The sequence below is a fragment of the Streptomyces sp. NPDC029041 genome (genome assembly GCF_040637515.1).
In the GTDB taxonomy this organism is placed as follows: domain Bacteria; phylum Actinomycetota; class Actinomycetes; order Streptomycetales; family Streptomycetaceae; genus Streptomyces.
The window spans coordinates 1-16,050 of sequence record NZ_JBEZWO010000011.1 but is presented as its reverse complement, the minus strand read 5'-3'; the positions used below and the strand labels follow the sequence as shown (position 1 = coordinate 16,050).

The 16,050-nt window shown below is 71.7% G+C and carries 14 protein-coding genes; 5 read left to right on the top strand and 9 right to left on the bottom strand.

The features are described 5' to 3' along the window. Positions 1-44 precede the first annotated feature (44 nt). The 3 genes from AB0F04_RS27085 (at position 45) to htpG (ending at position 3,389) form a co-directional block, all read left to right on the top strand. Positions 45-578 carry a hypothetical protein gene (locus tag AB0F04_RS27085; RefSeq protein ID WP_362046228.1) on the top strand — a complete coding sequence of 178 codons (534 nt, stop codon included), beginning with the start codon at positions 45-47 and terminating at the stop codon, positions 576-578. A 121-nt stretch (positions 579-699) separates the two neighbouring features. Next, positions 700-1,404 carry a class F sortase gene (locus AB0F04_RS27080; RefSeq protein WP_362045573.1) on the top strand — a complete coding sequence of 235 codons (705 nt, stop codon included), beginning with the start codon at positions 700-702 and terminating at the stop codon, positions 1,402-1,404. 86 nt (positions 1,405-1,490) lie between these two features. After that, the gene (htpG, locus tag AB0F04_RS27075) at positions 1,491-3,389 is read left to right on the top strand and encodes a molecular chaperone HtpG (RefSeq protein WP_362045571.1); all 1,899 of its coding nucleotides are present in this window, start codon (positions 1,491-1,493) and stop codon (positions 3,387-3,389) included. An 11-nt stretch (positions 3,390-3,400) separates the two neighbouring features. Here htpG and AB0F04_RS27070 read toward each other — a convergent pair whose 3' ends face one another. The 3 genes from AB0F04_RS27070 to AB0F04_RS27060 all read right to left on the bottom strand — a co-directional run bounded on the left by AB0F04_RS27070 (position 3,401) and on the right by AB0F04_RS27060 (position 4,960). Further along, positions 3,401-3,652 (bottom strand): twin-arginine translocase TatA/TatE family subunit, encoded by a 252-nt coding sequence (locus tag AB0F04_RS27070; protein ID WP_104785213.1) that lies wholly within the window; start codon positions 3,650-3,652, stop codon positions 3,401-3,403. Beyond that, entirely contained in the window at positions 3,640-4,305 is a 666-nt protein-coding gene (locus AB0F04_RS27065; protein WP_362045567.1) for a hypothetical protein, read from the bottom strand. Before AB0F04_RS27065 ends, AB0F04_RS27070 begins: the two co-directional genes overlap by 13 nt. A 79-nt stretch (positions 4,306-4,384) precedes the next feature. Beyond that, positions 4,385-4,960, bottom strand: coding sequence for a TerD family protein (locus tag AB0F04_RS27060; protein ID WP_351640199.1), 576 nt, complete (start codon positions 4,958-4,960; stop codon positions 4,385-4,387). Between the two features lie 143 nt (positions 4,961-5,103). On the opposite strand from AB0F04_RS27060, the gene AB0F04_RS27055 reads away from it, so the two are divergent. Both AB0F04_RS27055 and AB0F04_RS27050 read left to right on the top strand, forming a co-directional pair. Continuing rightward, positions 5,104-5,490, top strand: coding sequence for a BlaI/MecI/CopY family transcriptional regulator (locus tag AB0F04_RS27055; RefSeq protein WP_362045563.1), 387 nt, complete (start codon positions 5,104-5,106; stop codon positions 5,488-5,490). A 6-nt stretch (positions 5,491-5,496) separates the two neighbouring features. Beyond that, a complete protein-coding gene (locus AB0F04_RS27050; protein ID WP_362045561.1) occupies positions 5,497-6,480 on the top strand; it encodes a M56 family metallopeptidase in 984 nt (327 codons plus the stop codon). Between the two features lie 131 nt (positions 6,481-6,611). Here AB0F04_RS27050 and AB0F04_RS27045 read toward each other — a convergent pair whose 3' ends face one another. The 6 genes from AB0F04_RS27045 to AB0F04_RS27020 all read right to left on the bottom strand — a co-directional run bounded on the left by AB0F04_RS27045 (position 6,612) and on the right by AB0F04_RS27020 (position 16,001). After that, a complete protein-coding gene (locus AB0F04_RS27045; protein WP_362045558.1) occupies positions 6,612-7,631 on the bottom strand; it encodes a sporulation protein in 1,020 nt (339 codons plus the stop codon). Positions 7,632-7,829: 198 nt separating this feature from the next. Further along, positions 7,830-10,298 (bottom strand): CBM35 domain-containing protein, encoded by a 2,469-nt coding sequence (locus AB0F04_RS27040; RefSeq protein WP_362045555.1) that lies wholly within the window; start codon positions 10,296-10,298, stop codon positions 7,830-7,832. Positions 10,299-10,486: 188 nt separating this feature from the next. After that, positions 10,487-11,524, bottom strand: coding sequence for a LacI family DNA-binding transcriptional regulator (locus AB0F04_RS27035; RefSeq protein WP_362045552.1), 1,038 nt, complete (start codon positions 11,522-11,524; stop codon positions 10,487-10,489). A 119-nt stretch (positions 11,525-11,643) separates the two neighbouring features. Next, positions 11,644-12,759 carry an acyltransferase family protein gene (locus tag AB0F04_RS27030; RefSeq protein WP_362045549.1) on the bottom strand — a complete coding sequence of 372 codons (1,116 nt, stop codon included), beginning with the start codon at positions 12,757-12,759 and terminating at the stop codon, positions 11,644-11,646. A 206-nt stretch (positions 12,760-12,965) separates the two neighbouring features. After that, positions 12,966-14,597: a cellulase family glycosylhydrolase gene (locus AB0F04_RS27025; RefSeq protein WP_362045546.1), complete on the bottom strand. Its 1,632-nt coding sequence runs from the start codon at positions 14,595-14,597 to the stop codon at positions 12,966-12,968. A gap of 294 nt (positions 14,598-14,891) precedes the next feature. Beyond that, entirely contained in the window at positions 14,892-16,001 is a 1,110-nt protein-coding gene (locus AB0F04_RS27020; RefSeq protein WP_362045543.1) for a GDSL-type esterase/lipase family protein, read from the bottom strand. Between the last annotated feature and the right edge of the window lie 49 nt (positions 16,002-16,050).

Sequence of the window (16,050 nt, the reverse complement as noted above, 5' to 3'; positions counted from 1 at the left end):
ACTGGGAGGGCAAGCACCACGAGCACGGCAAGCCGCACGGCGGCATGCGCACCGGCGGCGGCGCGCTGGCCTCGGTGAACTCGGACGACTGGGACGGCTCCCACCACGACAAGGACTCCCACGCCGCCAAGGGCGACGAAGGGGGCAAGCACGAGGAGCACGGCAAGGAGCACGGACACGACAAGGGCGACTGGGAGGGCAAGCACCACGAGCACGGCAAGCCGCACGGCGGCATGCGCACCGGCGGCGGCGCGCTGGCCTCGGTGAACTCGGACGACTGGGACAACCCCAAGCACGACCCTGACACGTACCGGGGCGAGGACGACTGGGGCGGCAAGCAGGACGAGGACGGGAACGGCGACTGGGGTGACAAGCACGAGAAGGGCGACTGGGGCGACAAGCACGAGAAGGGCTCCTGGGAGGGCAAGCACGACAAGCCGCGTGGTGGCATGCACACCGGTGGTGGCGGGCTGGCCTCCGCGCCGGGTGTGACCGCCGGCGGGCTGGCCGCGCTCGCGGTCGCCGGCACCGGCATGTACGCGCTGCGCCGCCGGAAGGCCACGCAGGGCGCCGCATGACCGATGCCTGACGTCATGGCCGCCGTGGCCGCCGCACGTGCCCTCACGTCGCGGCGGCCCGGCTCGTCCCCCCTTCCCCGCGTGTCGTGCCCGCTGCCGTGCCCGAATGAGGTGGTCCCTGATGGCAGCCCCTCCCCCCGCCCTTTCCGGCCTCGGCCCCACACCGTCGAAGCGGCGCTTCCGCGCCGTCGTGACGGTGGTCTGGTCGGTGGCCGCCCTCGTGCTGACCGTGAACCTGTTCGGCGGCAGCGGTGAGTCGTCCGACGACGCCGGCCCGCCGCACGCACCGCCCGCCGTGGCCGCCTCCTCGGCCGTCCCCGACCTGCCCGACACGCCCGCGTCCACGGCGCCGGACCGGTCCGACGGCCCGCACCTGCCACGGTCCCGGCCGGTCCGTCTGCTCATCCCCAAGATCTCGGTCGACGCACCCTTCACCGACCTCGCCCTCAACGACTTCGGCCAGCTGGAGCCCCCGCCGCCGAACGACACCAACCTCGTCGGCTGGTACGCCAAGGGCCACACACCCGGCGAGGCCGGCACCGCGATCATCGCCGGCCACGTGGACACCGCGACCTCACCGGCCGTGTTCGCCGGGCTGAGTGCGCTGAAGAAGGGCGACCGGTTCCAGGTCGCGCGGGCCGACGGCAGCAAGGCGACCTTCGTCGTGGACGCCACGGAGTCGTTCGAGAAGGACGACTTCCCCAGCGAGCGCGTGTACGGCGACACCCCGAGAGCCCAGGTCCGGCTCATCACCTGCTCCGGTTCCTACGACCGTCAGGCGCGGGACTACACCGAGAACCTGGTCGTCTTCGCCCACCTCGTCTGACTTCCGGTGCCCCGGCCTGACTTGGTGTTTTACAGTGACTACCACCAGTTCAGGCGACTGTGGGACCTGTGAGGGATTCGCGAACCATGACGACCGAAACGTTTGAGTTCCAGGTAGAGGCGCGTCAGCTGCTCCAGCTGATGATCCACTCGGTCTACTCGAACAAGGATGTCTTCCTGCGGGAGCTCGTCTCCAACGCCTCCGACGCGCTCGACAAGCTGCGTCTGGAGAAGCTGCGGGACGACTCCCTCGACGCCGATGTGTCGGACCTGCACATCGAGCTCGACGTCGACAAGGAGGCCCGCACCCTCACGGTGCGGGACAACGGCATCGGCATGTCGTACGACGAGGTCGGGCAGCTCATCGGCACCATCGCCAACTCGGGAACGGCCACGTTCCTCCAGGAGCTGAAGGAGGCCAAGGACGCGGGCGGGGCCGAGGGTCTCATCGGCCAGTTCGGTGTCGGCTTCTACTCGGGCTTCATGGCGGCCGACGAGGTGACGCTGGTGACCCGCCGCGCCGGCGAGAGCCAGGGGACCCGCTGGACGTCGCGCGGCGAGGCCACGTACACCCTGGAGCGGGTCGACGACGCGCCGCAGGGCACGTCCGTGACGCTCCACCTCAAGCCCGCCGACCCCGAGAACCAGCTGCACGACTACACCTCCGAGTGGAAGATCCGGGAGATCGTCAAGCGCTACTCGGACTTCATCACCTGGCCGATCCGGATGGTCCCAGAGGCCGAGGACGGGCAGGACGCGCCCGAGCCCGAGACGCTCAACTCGATGAAGGCCCTGTGGGCGCGTTCGCGCGACGAGGTGTCCGACGACGAGTACCACGAGCTGTACAAGCACATCAGCCACGACTGGCGTGAGCCCCTGGAGACGATCCGGCTCCAGGCCGAGGGCACCTTCGAGTACCAGGCCCTGCTCTTCGTGCCCTCGCACGCCCCGCACGACCTGTTCACGCGGGACTTCAAGCGCGGCGTCCAGCTGTATGTGAAGCGCGTGTTCATCATGGACGACTGCGAGGCGCTGCTGCCGCCCTACCTCCGCTTCGTCAAGGGCGTCGTCGACGCGCAGGACCTCTCGCTCAACGTCTCCCGCGAGATCCTGCAGCAGGACCGGCACATCCGGATGATGCAGCGCCGGCTGACCAAGAAGGTGCTGTCCACGGTCAAGGAGATCAAGACCAAGGACGCCGAGCGCTACGCCACGTTCTGGCGGGAGTTCGGCACCGCCCTGAAGGAGGGTCTGGTCACCGACCCCGAGAACCGCGACGCCATCCTCGCCGTCTCCTCGTTCGCGACCACGCACTCCGACGACGAACCGACCACGCTCGCTCAGTACGTGGAGCGGATGCAGGACGGCCAGGACGACATCTGGTTCATCACCGGGGAGTCCCGGCAGAGCATCGAGAACTCCCCGCACATGGAGGCGTTCCGGGACAAGGGCATCGAGGTCCTGCTGCTCACCGACGCCGTCGACGAGGTCTGGGTCGACGCCGTCGGCGCGTACGAGGGCAAGAAGCTGCGGTCGGTCACCAAGGGCGAGATCGACCTCGACGCCGAGGACGCGGACAAGGCCGGCGAGGAGCGGGAGAAGCAGGCCGAGGAGTTCGCCGGGCTGCTCGGCTGGATGCGGGAGCGGCTCGACGAGGACATCAAGGAGGTCCGTCTCTCCACGCGGCTCACCGTCTCCCCGGCCTGCGTCGTCTCCGACGCGCACGACCTGACCCCGGCCCTGGAGAACATGTACCGGGCGATGGGTCAGGAGGTGCCGCGCACCAAGCGGATCCTGGAGCTCAATCCGGGCCATCCGCTGGTGAAGGGCCTCCACCAGGCCTACCAGGCCGGCGAGGAGCGTGCGGAGCTCGCCGAGTCAGCGGAGCTCCTGCACGCCCTGGCGGTGCTCGCCGAGGGCGGTCAGCCCAAGGACCCGGCGCGCTTCGTCAGGCTCGTGGCGGACCGCCTGGAGCGCACGCTGTAGTCGGCGTCGGATCAGGGATGGTCCGGGGCGCCCGCCGCCCGGGTGCCGGGCGGGGTCGTGCCGGTGCCCGGCGGGACGATCTCGCCCTGGACCACCCGCGGCGCGGGGGCCGTCCCGGCCTCCTCGTCCTTCGCCGCGCGTGCCTCGGCCTTGAGGATGCGGGCCGCCTTTCCGGCCGAACGGGTCAGCTCGGGGAGCTTCTTCATCCCGATGACGGCTATGACGACGATGAGAATGATCGCGAGCTCGCTCAGTCCGAACATGGTGTCCTGTCCTCTCTCGCCCGGGCCGGGCACGGCGTGAGCGTATCGGGCGGCAGGCACGGTGTGGCCGCCGTCCCGGGATGCGGCACCAGGTGCCGGCGCAGGTGGGGCAGCATCCCGCGGTCGAGCAGCTCCTGCCGCCAGACCAGCCGGGCGTGCTCCACCTGGTCGGCCGCCGGGGGCCCGCCACGCCGGCGCAGGGCCGTGTGCAGCAGCGCGGCCAGGGCGGCGAGGCCGGTCAGGGCAGCCACCAGCGCCAGGGTCCAGCCGGCCGCGACGAGCGATCCGGGCAGGGGTCCGAGGGCGTCGGCGATGCGGAGCAGCCCGCCGATCAGGAGCAGCGCCGCGGCGGATGTGCCGGACACGAGCGGGGTGAGCACCGCGAGGGCCGGCAGCAGCTCGCCCGTACCGAGCGGGTGTCGCGCCTCCTGCCGGGCCGCCCGGCGCACGGCGAGGTAGGAGCGGTAGGGCTGCTCGGCCGCCGCCGCGATGTCGTCGGCGTGGGCGAGCGCGTGCGCGCGCAGGTGCGCCGCCGCCCGGCCGGTCGGGTCGGCGCCCAGGGCGCCACGGATGTCCGCGGTGCCCAGCGCGTGGTGCAGGACGGCTTCGAAGTCCGCGCGGTCGTCCGGGCGGAGGCGGGACAGGTCGGCCACAGGGTCTCCCGGTCGGTTGCTGATGCGGCCGCCGGGCCCGGCCCACACTGGTCGGGCCCGGCGGCGCGGTCGGTCCGTGTCAGACGTTGACGCCGAAGTCGGAGGCGATACCGGCCAGGCCCGAGGCGTAGCCCTGGCCGACCGCGCGGAACTTCCACTCACTGCCGTGCCGGTAGAGCTCGCCGAAGACCATCGCGGTCTCCGTGGAGGCGTCCTCGGACAGGTCGTAGCGGGCGATCTCCTGGCCGCCCGCCTGGTTGACGACCCGGATGAAGGCGTTGCTGACCTGTCCGAAGCTCTGGCCGCGGTTGCCGGCGTCGTGGATCGACACCGGGAACACGATCTTGTCGATGCCGGCGGGCACGGCGGCGAGGTTCACCTTGACGGACTCGTCGTCCCCCTCGCCCTCACCGGTGAGGTTGTCGCCGGTGTGCTCGACCGAGCCGTCCGGGCTCTTGAGGTTGTTGTAGAAGACGAAGTGCTGGTCCGAGGGGACCTTGCCGGAGGCGTCGAGGAGCAGGGCGGAGGCGTCGAGGTCGTAGTCGACCCCGGTCGTCGTGCGCACGTCCCAGCCCAGTCCGACCAGGACGGCGGTGAGACCCGGCGCCTCCTTGCTGAGCGAGACGTTGCCGCCCTTGGACAGGGAAACTCCCACGGGGTACTCCTTCTTGAGCGCTTGACGTGTGCGGTGTGATGTCATTCTGAAATCTACAACACTGTAGAAGTAGGTGGGGCCGGGCCGTGGATCTATACGATGGCCGTGAGGGCGACACACGGCGGCGTGAGGGAGGCAGGGCGGTGACGGACCCCGGGCAGCGTCCCCGGCGGGGACAGGGCGAGCTGGAGGCGCTGGTGCTGTCCGCGCTGCGGGAGGCGGACGGCCCGGCCACGGCCGGCTGGGTGCAGGAACGCCTCGGCGGTGATCTGGCGTACACCACGGTGATCACGATCCTGACCCGGCTGCTGGGCAAGGGCGCGGTCACCCGGGAGCGGGTCGGCCGGTCCTTCGCCTGGACACCGGCCTCGGACCAGGCGGGCCTGGCCGCCCGCAAGATGCGCAAGGTGCTGGACGCCGAGAGCGACCGCGGAGCGGTGCTGGCCAGTTTCATCACGGGTCTCGGCCCGGACGAGGAACAGCTGCTGCGTCAGCTGCTCGAGCAGGCCCAGGGCGAAGGGGACGACTGAAGCCTCATGGGGGTCTTCGTCTTTCTGCCACTCGTCCTGCCGCTCACGGCCTGGCCGATGGCGCGCCTGGCCGAACAGCATCTGCATCCGCGCACCGCGACCCGGCTGCTGACGGTGCTGGCCGTGGTGCTGGCACTGTGCAGCACGGTGTGCCTGGCGCTGGTGATGGTGGTCGGCACCGCCCAACTGCCCGGCAATCCGCTGCCGGACGGCTGGTCCGACCCCGAGGTGCGGGCAGCGGTGCCCCACGACGAGGTCGTGGGCAAGGCCGCGATTCCCGCGCTGTGCGCGGTGGTCGTCGCCTGTGTCCGGACGGTGCGACGGCACGGACGGGTGCGCCGCCGGGCGCATCTGGCCCTCGCCGGGCTGCGGGGCACGGAGGTGGCGGTACTGCCCGACGCCGAGCCCTACGCCTACGCGCTGCCGCCCGGAGGCCGCCGTGGGGGTGCTGGTCCGCGCGCCGACGGGCGGAGGCCGCGCCGGGGGCGTGGCCGTGTCGTGGTGACCACGGCCCTGCTGGACCGGCTCCGGCCGGCCGAGCGGCGGGCCCTGTTCGCCCATGAGCGGGCGCATCTCGCCGCACGCCACGACCGCTTCCTGCTCGCCGTGCAGCTGGCGGCCCGTGCCAACCCGTTCCTGCGGCCGCTGCGCACCGCAGTGGCGTACACGGCGGAGCGGTGGGCGGACGAGGAGGCGGCCCGGGCGGTCGGCAGCCGCCGTACGGTGGCCCGGGCGATCGGCACGGCCGCGCTCGTCTCGCGGGGCACCCCGCATCCCGCCCTCGCCCAACTCGCCGCGCCCGGGCCGGTACCGCGCCGGGTGGCGGCGCTGCTCGGCCCCGCCCCTGCCGTGCGGCACTGGCCACCGGCGTTCACGGCGGTCGGACTGGCGGCGTGGGGGGCGGCCGCGGGCACGGCCGCCTCGGCGATGTCGTCGGCGAACTCGGCGGTGACGATGGTCCTCATCCTGCACGCCGCGACACCCCTCTGACGGGCCGGGGCGCCTCCCCGTGCCCTTCCGGGGGGGGCGTCGCGAAGCCGCACGCCCGTGGACAGACTCCGCCGGGGAGCGGCCGGCCGGTCGGTGCGCCCCTCGACGCGAGGGGCCCGGCCCGCCCCGCCTCAGCCCTCGTCCTCCTCGTCCCCCTCGAAGAAGTCCCCGACCTCGTCGACGACTTCACCCGCGACCATGCCGCCGACGACTCCGGCCGCGAGTCCGGCCGCACCCGCGGCGACGGCCGTGCCCATGCCGGGGCCCGAGCGGCCGCCGTCGTGGTGCTGCCCCTTGTGTCCGGGCTCGCCCGGGCCGAAGTGGGCGGGGGAGCCGTGGTTCATGGGCGAGCCGTACCCGGCGGGGGTGGCGTACGACGCCCGGTGCTCGGCCAGTTGCCGCATCCAGCCGTCGACGACCGCGGGCCAGTCCTGTTGCTCCACTCCGTCATGGGAAACAGTGAACCGGGTGAGCGCGTCGTGGCCGGGCGACAGGAAGCCGCCCCTCTTGTCCGCTTCCAGCACCACCTCCATGCCGCCCGGGTTCGCCAGGAACGTCAGCTCGATCTCGTTGATCTGCTGCGCGTACTGCGGAGCGGGGAGGAGCTCGATCTCCTGATAGAAGGGCAGTCGCTGACCCGTACCGCCGATGCGCCCGTACTCGAGATCGGCCGACCTGAAGGCGAACCCCAGCCCGCCGAGGGCTTCCAGTACGGCCTCCTGCGCCGGCAGCGGCGAGACGTTCAGCCGGTCCAGGTCGCCCTTGTCCTTCGCGCCCGCCACCGACAGCTCGGTGCGCACCCCGAGGACCACGCCCAGGTTCTGCCCGTGCAGTTCGGTGACCGGTGTCTCCCACGGCAGGACGACGCTGAACGGCACGCTGCGCTGCTCGCCCTCCGCGAGCCGGAAGCCGCCGCCGACGGTGAACCGGTCGAAGGCCAGGACGCCCTCGCTCTCACCGCCCTGGTGCTCCGCCTCGACCCGGGCCACCAGCTCCAGGGTGATGTGCTCGATCTCGAAGTCGGCCTTGCCGCCCGTGAGGTGGACCAGGCCGGTGAGGGTGCCGCCGGGCCGGACGGGAGCGGGGTCGAGGACCGTGTCGACCGTGGGGCCGCCGACACCGAGCGCGCCGAGCAGTCGTTTGAACACCATGGTGGCGTCCACTCCTTCATGTGCGTGTGCTGTCTTCTACAAGCTTGTAGAAGTATAGGGTGCGCGGACGGTGGGAGGCCGTGTCGTGGCTCCCCGTCGGCCGGGATTGGCCGAAAAGCGATCACCTGTGGACATGACGGTGCCGCAGCCCGCCTCCACGGCGGACTGCGGCTCCGGATCGGTTCCTCACCGCACGGCTCAGCCCACGACGCGGCCCAGCTCGATCCGGTCGATGTCCGGCGCCCAGGCGGTGGCGTTGCCGAACGTCACCTTGTTCGTTCCCTTCACCAGATCGACCGGGACGCCGACCGTCCAGTAGTCGTCCTCGCTCCAGGTGTTCTTGAAAGTGACCTTCCGCGGTGCGGCGCTCCCGACCGTGATGTCAGCCGTACGGGACATGATGTCCGTGTTGTAGGCGTGGCCGTTGTCCCGGCGGTCGTTGTGGGCGTAGTGGACGACCAGCACGTACCGGCCGGGCCTGGGGGCGTTCACCGTGAACTCGGCTGTGCTGGAGGGGCTGTTGCCCAGCTCCCCGATGAACGAGCCTGCGGAGGCGTGCGGGGAGTCGACGAGTTTCGCGCCACCCGCGAGGGTGGCCGATGCGCCCTCGTAGGAGAGGGTGCCCGCCGCCGAGCCGTCGCCCGTGACGTCGAGGGAGCGGACGGCGGCGTGTCCCGACGTCATCGCGACCCGGTTGTTGCCCGCGACGAGGTACAGCCGCAACGGGCGGCCGGGCGCCGCCGTGACGGTCCCGCCGTGCAGGGCGAGCTTCACCGAGGCCGAGGTCCGCGGGGTGACCGTGTAGTAGCCGTCGCGCGGGGCGTAGACGTCGAAGACGGCCTTGTCTCCCGGGCGCAGCACCAGGGCACCCGTGCCCACGCCGGCCGAGGACGTGTAGTCGTAGGACGGCCTGCCGCTGATGTCCGCCAGGGTCGCCTCGTACGACGCGCAGGGCGCGCCCGTGCGGGCCGTCAGGTCGATCCGGTCGAGCGTGACCTCGGCGTCGCCCTTGGCCAGCACCACCTGGTGTGTTCCCGCCGTCAGCCGGTGGCCGACGTCCTTCTTGGCGCGGTAGGTCCAGTTCTCCGTGGAGGCGTAGGTGACGGTCACCGGGTCGGCGCCGTCGACGGTCAGCCTCTGTGTGGCGGGGCCGCCGGACTGGTTGCCGTAGAGGATCGCCAGGTCGTAGGTGCCGTCCTTCGGCACGTCCACCGTGAACGCGACCTGGCTGCCGGGCTGGTTGAGGGAGCCGACGTCCTTGGTGCCGGAGGCCGCGTAGCCGTTGGCGTTGCTCACCGTGCCCTGGGTGTAGACCTTGCCGTCGGTGATGGCCGCGTCCTCGGCCTCGTACGACGCCGACCACGGGACGGAGACGGCCGACGGGGTGCCCGAGCCGCCGGGGGTGAGCACGATCCGGTACGCGGACATCTTGTGCAGGCCGCGCAGCGGGACGGTCGCCGAGCCGTCCTGTGCGATCGTGACCTTCGTGCGCGCGAGGACCCGCGGCGCCGCGTGCTGCCCCTCGTACCCCGACCAGGCGGCCTCGGCGACGGTCGCGGTGACCGTACGGCCGAAAGCGGACCGCGGTACGTTCCTCACGACCACGTCCGCGTCGCCGTCCGCGCCCCCGAGCAGCACCTGGGCCTGGCGGCGGGAGGTGTCGAGGGAGGCGAGGCCCTGGAGGGTGTCGACGGTGTTCGGCCGGGGCGGCGTCACCTTCACCGTGTTTCCGGTCAGGCCCGCGTACCAGCGGAACAGCCACCAGCCGCCGTTGGGGACGTTGGTGCGCACCATCTGGCCGCTGAGATTGCCGGCGGCGTCCCAGTACGCCATGTTGGCGTACACCTTGTTGCGCTCGAACATCGACACCCACTGCACGAGCTGCCCGGGCACGGACAGGTCGCGGCGGTTGGCGTACTCGTCGATGTTGATCTTCAGCGGGGCGATGCCCGCCTCGCGCTCCAGCCTCCGGTAGTCGTCGTAGTGGGCCTGGAAGTCGCGCAGCGAACCCGAGCCGAGCTCGTGCCAGGTCATCACCTGGGGGAGCACGTTCTCCCGCTGGGCGAAAGCGAGGAAGTCCCTCAGCAGGCGGGTGTGGTACGCGGCCTCGTTGGGCCCGGCGATCCGCGCGTCCGGGTCGATCGCGCGGATGCGCCGATACACCGTCTTCCAGTCCTGGAAGAACCGGTCGCGGTTCTTCTCGTACTGGGCCGGGTCCTTGACGTCGAGCTTGTACCAGATCTGGTCGGGCTCGTTGAACGGGATGTAGACGAAGCGGTCGCTGTTCGGGTCGGCCGATATCTCCTTGACGATCTTGTCGACCTTGGGCAGGTAGTCGTCGATGCCGAGGTCCTCGTACGGCCACTTCGCGTAGATGTCCTGCATCATCACGTTGATCTCGCCGCCGCCGGTGCGGAAGAACGAGCGGGAGACCGTGAGGGCGTCACCGTTGGGATGCTGGGCCCCGCCCTCCGGCTTCTGCGAGACACTGGTGATCTTGAGCGGTTCCATGACGGCGTCGCTGGGCACCCCGTCGTCGCTGAGCCCGTAGAGGGAGCCGTTGGCGCCGAGCATCACCGGGCCCTCGGACGAGTCCAGGTCGACGGTCAGGCGCTGCGGATCGGCGACCGCGGCCGCCGATCCGGTCGCGGGAAGGGTGGCTGCCATGGCGGCTGCTCCAAGGAGTGCTGCGAACAGGACGGTTCTGGTGCGGGATCTCGTGGGGGTGGGGGTGATCACGCTGCTGGACCTCCGGTCGGTTGACGGCTCCACTCGTGATGTCCGGACACGACCCTTCGCCGCACGCGGTGGGGTTCAGGAGGCGGAACGCGCGGCTACGGTGCGCACTGGGCTGTTCAGGCAGGGGCAGGCGGTGGGCCCGAGCTCTCCCGCACCACCAGTTCCGGCTCCGACACGGGGTGCGGGGCGACCGGGGCGGACTCCTCCAGGGCGCCGTGCAGCAGGGCGAAGGCGGCCCGGCCGAGGCCGGTGAAGTCCAGCCGCACGGTCGTCAGCGACGGGGTGAGGAAGGCCGAGTGCGGGGCGTCGTCGAACCCGGCCACACTGACCTCGCCGGGCACCGGGCGGCCCGTCTCGTGCAGGGCGCGCAGCACGCCGAGCGCGAGGTCGTCGTTGCCGCACAGGATCGCGGTGACGGACGGGTCCCGCGCCAGCTCCAGCGCCGCCGCGTGACCGCCCGCCGGTCCCCAGCCGCTCTGCACCGGGCGGGGTTCCGGGGCGCCCGCCTCCTTCAGCGCCTGACGCCAGCCGCTGGTGCGGGCGCTCGTGCGGCGGGTGCTGGAGGGGATGGCGACGTAGTGCACGGTCTCGTGGCCCAGGGAGAGCAGATGGCGGGTCGCCTGGTAGGCGGCCTCGCGGTCGTCGGTCCACACCCAGGGGCTCTCGCCGCCGGGCGGGCTCGCCGGGGTTTCGACCACGCCCACGACCGGTACCCCGGCGGGCACGGCTCCCAGCGCCCGCACGCCGGCCGGATCGTAGGCGATCACGACGATCCCGCCGCCCGTGTCCGTCGCGCGCCGCACTTCGGCGGCGACGGCCGCGTCCTCGGCGGACTCCAGTACGCCGATGCCGACCGAGTAGGACGCCGCGCGGGCGGACTCCTCGATGCCCTGAAGAATCGAGGCGTAGCCGTAGTGGGTGGTGTTCGCGGTGAGCACGGTCACGGTGCGGGTGCGTCCGCTGGCCAGGGCGAGGGCGGTGGCGTTGCGCCGGAAACCCAGCTCCTCGATGGCGGCCTGTACCCGCTCCCGGGTGGACGGCCGGACGCTGGGATGACCGTTGATCACCCGTGAGACCGTCTGGTACGAGACGCCCGCGGCCGTGGCGACATCCCGGATGCTCGCCGGGCGCCTTGTGTGACCGGTCACATTCATGCCGAGAATTGTGATCGGTCACACCAGTATCGTCAAGAAGGGTGACGAGCGAGTGGATGCGTCGCGGCGCCCCGCGAACGGCTGCGGAACGCGTCAGCGGCCGTCCCCTCCCGGCTCGCTCACACCCGTACGGCGTTGCGCTCCCGCGCCTGACCGCGTGCGTCCCGGCGGAACGCCCACGCCATGTCAGGTTCGATCACCCAGCGGAACACCCGCCGCACCGGAGGGGTGCACAGCACGGTCACGAGCAGCGCGGCGACGACCGTCACGAGGATCTCGCCCGGGGGCCGGTGCACCCACGCCGGCTCGTACCAGCCCCAGAACTTGGACCCCTGCGCGACGAAGCCGTGCAGCAGGTAGCCGTAGAGCGTGCCCGCGCCCAGCACGGTGAACCACATGCGGCGGCCGGGCACCCAGGCGAGGAAGCAGGCGACCAGGACCAGTGAGCAGCCGAACGTCACCAGCGTCATCACCGGCCCGTACCAGGAGGGCGCGGCCAGTTCCTCGGCACTGTCACGGTGGTAGAACCAGGCCCCGCTCATCCGCGGCACCGCCCAGTAGGCCACGACGAGCGCACCGGCGAAGACCGGAACGGCGAGGATCCGCGCCGCACGGCGCCGCACGAGGTGGAAGTGCTCGGGCCGCATCAGCAGACCGAAGACGAAGTACGGCAGGAACTGCAGCGTGCGCTGCAGGTCGAGATCGTTGCCGATGGACGGCGAGAGCGTCGCCAGCATCGCGACGACCAGGGCGACCGGCAGCGGCCACCGCACGCGCTGCCAGATCGGCGTGGTCAGCCGCCAGACGAACAGGGCGATCAGGAACCAGGTCAGGTAGAGGGGGTCCAGCAGCGTCACCGGACGGTCCGGTTCCTGGTCGGTCCACCGGGTGAACAGGGTGTACGCCGTCTCGAAGACGACGTACGGCACGGCGAGCCCGGTGATCAGGCGCTTGATCCGCCCCGGGCTCGCGTCGAAGGAGCGCGAGAAATAGCCGGAGATCACGATGAACGCCGGCATGTGGAAGGCGTACACGACCATGTAGAGCGCGGAGGCCGCCCGGCTGCCGTCCCGCAACGGCTCCCACGCGTGCCCGATCGCCACCAGCACGATCGCCAGGTACTTCGCGTTGTCGAAGAACGCGTCCCGCCGGGCGGCCGGCTCGGGCGCGGGCGGTGTCTTCCCTTCCGCCGCTCCGCTCGGGACCGCGCGGATGCGCAGGGTGTCCTCGCTCATCACGCCTCCCGCGAGGCGAGCGGGGAACCCGGACGGGTGCAGACGCGTCTTGCCGGAGATACGGCGATGGGGTGCCGGAGCGACATCCCCGCCGCCTGACCACTGCGGAACGACGTAAACCGCTTTCCGTGGTGCTGTAGCACGGATCACATCGACGGTGGTGCCGCCGGGCCGGGGCCGCGGCGGCACCACCGCACGGGGCGCGGTCAGCTCACGGAGCAGTCGGCGCCGTTCAGGGTGAAGCCCGTCGGGCTGGGATTGGCCGTCGAGCGGGAGGCCGTGAAGCCGAGGGTGACCGACCCAGGCGCGGGGATCGTCGCGGTGTACGAGGCGGCCGCCACGCTCACCGCGGAGCCGCTCTGGGTCGCCGTACCGCCCCAGAGGTTGGTGATGCGCTGGCTGTCCGGGAAAGTCCAGCGCAGCGTCCAGCCGTTGATCGTTGACGAGCCCGTGTTGCGGAGGACGATCTCGCCCTGGAAGCCGCCGGGCCAGCTGCCCGTCACCCGGTAGGCGACACCGCAGGCCGACGGTGAGCCGCCGGACGGGGTCGTGACCGTCACCGTGCCCGAGCGGGGCGAGCGGTTGCCGGCGGCGTCGCGGGCGTAGACGGCGAAGGTGTGGGAGGTCGCGGGGGACAGGCCGGTGAGGGTGGCGGTGGTCTTGGTGGTGCTGGTGACGGCCGACTCGGAGCCGCCGCTGATCCGCACGACGTCGTAGCCGGTGACGCCCGTCGCGTCGGAGGCGGCGGCCCAGGTCAGGGTTGCGGACGAGGAGGTCACACCGGAGGCCGTGGGGGTGCCGGGTGCCGTCGGGGGAGTGGTGTCGCCTCCGCCGGAACCGTAGATCGCGGCCTCCTTGGCGGTGGCGGCGATGCCGTTCGCGCCGTTGAAGAGGCGCTGCCCCCAGGAGGTGAGCTGGTCCGGGTCGAAGTTCGCCACCAGGTCCAGGTACTCGACGCCGCCGCCGTTGCCGCTCCAGGACCAGCCGAGGTATCCGAGGCGGAGCTGCTGGGCCACCGCCAGGATGGCGTCCTCGTCGGGGTTGCCGTCCGAGTGGTCGTGGCCGAACTCGCCGATGACGATGGGCAGCTTGGCCGTGACGAACCGGTTCAGGTAGTCGGTGATCTCGGCGGCGGTGTCGAAGACGCCGTACATGTGGACCGAGAAGACGGTGTTGGCGTCGGGGTCGGCGGCGAAGACGGAGGCGGCGTTGTCACGCATCGTGAACGCCCAGTCCTGGCCCCAGTTCGGCGCGTCGACCATGATCGTGTGGTGGAACCCGGCGGCGCGGAGCTTCTGGATCGCGGCCTTGGTGTCGGCCGTCCATGCCGCGTAGCCGATGTTGCCGTGCGGCTCGTTGCCGATGTTGACGATGACGTAGTCCTCCTGGCCGGCCAGGACGCTCTTCACGTCGATCCAGTAGTCGGCGGCCCGGGAGAGCGAGACGGCTCCGCTCTGCTCGCCGTAGCCCGTGGTGTCGTGCACCTCCAGGACGCAGATCAGCCGGTTCTGCTTGCACTGGGAGACCACGTTCGCCACGTCGGCGGCGTCGTTGCGGGTCCAGCGGTCGCCGCTGGAGAGCACCACGCGCACGGTGTTGGCGCCCTTGGCCTTGATGTGGGCGAGGGAGCTGATGCGGTCCGGATACCAGGTGTGGGCGTGGTTGACGCCCCGCATCACGAAGTCGTTCCCGCCGGCCTCCAGCAGCCGGCCGTTCTGCACCCGGAAGCCGGTGGGCGCGGCCTGGGCCGGCGGGGTGAGAGCGAGGAAGGACAGCAGGAGGGCGATCAGGGCGGCGGCCACGGTGGCCGGGCGTGGAGAGGTGGGGCGGAGTCTCATGACGGCTCCAGGAGTGGGGGTCGGGTGGCACTCGTTGTCGGTCGCGCTGTCGTTCTGAACGGGGTCATGCCGTTGAGGTGCGGGTGCGGGTGCGGGTGCGGGTGCGGGTGCGGGTGCTGGTGGGTGCGGTGAGGTGAGGGTGGGGCCGGTCGGGACGGCCGGGTTCGGGCGGAGGCCGCTGCGGGTGGCCGGTTCAGGTGAGTCCGGTTCGGACGGGCCCGGTCCGTATGGGGCGGGTACGGGTGGGCCGGGTTCGGATGTGCCGTGCCGGCGCTTCCGGCTCGGCACGGCCGGTCAGCCGGTGGATGCCCTCCCTACGCAGGTGACGGTCGCCGCCGGGGTGCCGGCCGCCGCCGGGGAGGTGGCGACGAAACCGAACGCGGTGCTCGCGCCCGGCCCGAGGGTGCCGTTCCACGCCGCGTTGGCGACGGTGGCCGTGCCGTCGGCGGCCGTGGTGAGGGAGCCGTTCCACAGCTGGGTCAGACGCGCCCCGTCCGCCGGTACGACGGTCGCGGTCCAGCCGGGAACGGCGGAGCCCGACGTGTTCGTCACCGTCACCTCGCCCTGGTAGCCGCCCTGCCAGGAGGAGACGGCCCGGAAGCGCGCGGTGCACGCGCCGGGCTCCCCGCCCGGCCCTCCAGGGTCCTGCGGGTCCTGCGGGACGCCGGCATCGAGGGCCGCCGCCAGGGCCGGGAACCAGCGGGCCGCGATCTTGGCGTCCCCGGAGGCGTTGGGGTGCACACCGTCATAGGTGTCGCCGGCCGTGCTGAAGCCGGTCCACTGGTCGACCACGGTGACGGGGGACCGTTCGGTGCCGGTCGCCCGGGCCCATCCGGGAATGCGTGCGTTGAGGTCGACGACGCGCTGCGCGCAGGCCGCGCAGGAGCTGGGATTCATGGGGATCAGCTGCGCGACCAGGATCCGCATGTCCGGGTTCGAGGCCCTCATCTGCGCCACGAGCCTGGTGTAGGCGGCGAGGATGCGTTCGGGAGCGATGCTGCTCCAGACGTCGTTCGTGCCGAAGTGCATGACAACGATGTCCGGACGCGTCGAGGACAACCGGCCGGGCAGCAGGTTGCGGTCCGCCACGTCGGTGACCAGCTCGCCTCCGTGGCCCTCGTTGTCCCCGTCGTGCGCCTGCCCGCAGCCCTGCGGGGGGAGGGTACCGACGAAGTCGACGTCCGTGTGTCCGCTGTCGGTCAGCCGGTTCCACAGCACGGCCCGCCAGCAGCCCGGGGAGCCGGTGATCGAGTCGCCGAGCGGCATGACCCGAACGGGGTCCGCCGCGGGCGCGGCCGACGCGTGGGGTGCGGACGTCAAGCCGAGCGGGAGGAGCAGGGCGGCCAGGAGGCCGAGGACGGACATGACCCGTAAGTGCGGGGACGGGTGGGGGATTCCGTGCATGGTGGTCCCTTCCCTGGACGAGGTGGGAGCGCTCCCAGCACATCAAGCC

Coding starts and splice junctions, on each gene's coding strand:
- AB0F04_RS27040 (WP_362045555.1), bottom strand. CDS start 10,298: ATGGCAGCCACCCTTCCCGCGACCGGATCGGCGGCCGCGGTCGCCGAT.
- AB0F04_RS27045 (WP_362045558.1), bottom strand. CDS start 7,631: ATGGTGTTCAAACGACTGCTCGGCGCGCTCGGTGTCGGCGGCCCCACG.
- AB0F04_RS27085 (WP_362046228.1), top strand. CDS start 45: ATGCGCACCGGCGGCGGCGCGCTGGCCTCGGTGAACTCGGACGACTGG.
- AB0F04_RS27025 (WP_362045546.1), bottom strand. CDS start 14,597: ATGAGACTCCGCCCCACCTCTCCACGCCCGGCCACCGTGGCCGCCGCC.
- AB0F04_RS27020 (WP_362045543.1), bottom strand. CDS start 16,001: ATGCACGGAATCCCCCACCCGTCCCCGCACTTACGGGTCATGTCCGTC.
- AB0F04_RS27080 (WP_362045573.1), top strand. CDS start 700: ATGGCAGCCCCTCCCCCCGCCCTTTCCGGCCTCGGCCCCACACCGTCG.
- AB0F04_RS27070 (WP_104785213.1), bottom strand. CDS start 3,652: ATGTTCGGACTGAGCGAGCTCGCGATCATTCTCATCGTCGTCATAGCC.
- AB0F04_RS27035 (WP_362045552.1), bottom strand. CDS start 11,524: ATGAATGTGACCGGTCACACAAGGCGCCCGGCGAGCATCCGGGATGTC.
- AB0F04_RS27050 (WP_362045561.1), top strand. CDS start 5,497: ATGGGGGTCTTCGTCTTTCTGCCACTCGTCCTGCCGCTCACGGCCTGG.
- htpG (WP_362045571.1), top strand. CDS start 1,491: ATGACGACCGAAACGTTTGAGTTCCAGGTAGAGGCGCGTCAGCTGCTC.
- AB0F04_RS27030 (WP_362045549.1), bottom strand. CDS start 12,759: ATGAGCGAGGACACCCTGCGCATCCGCGCGGTCCCGAGCGGAGCGGCG.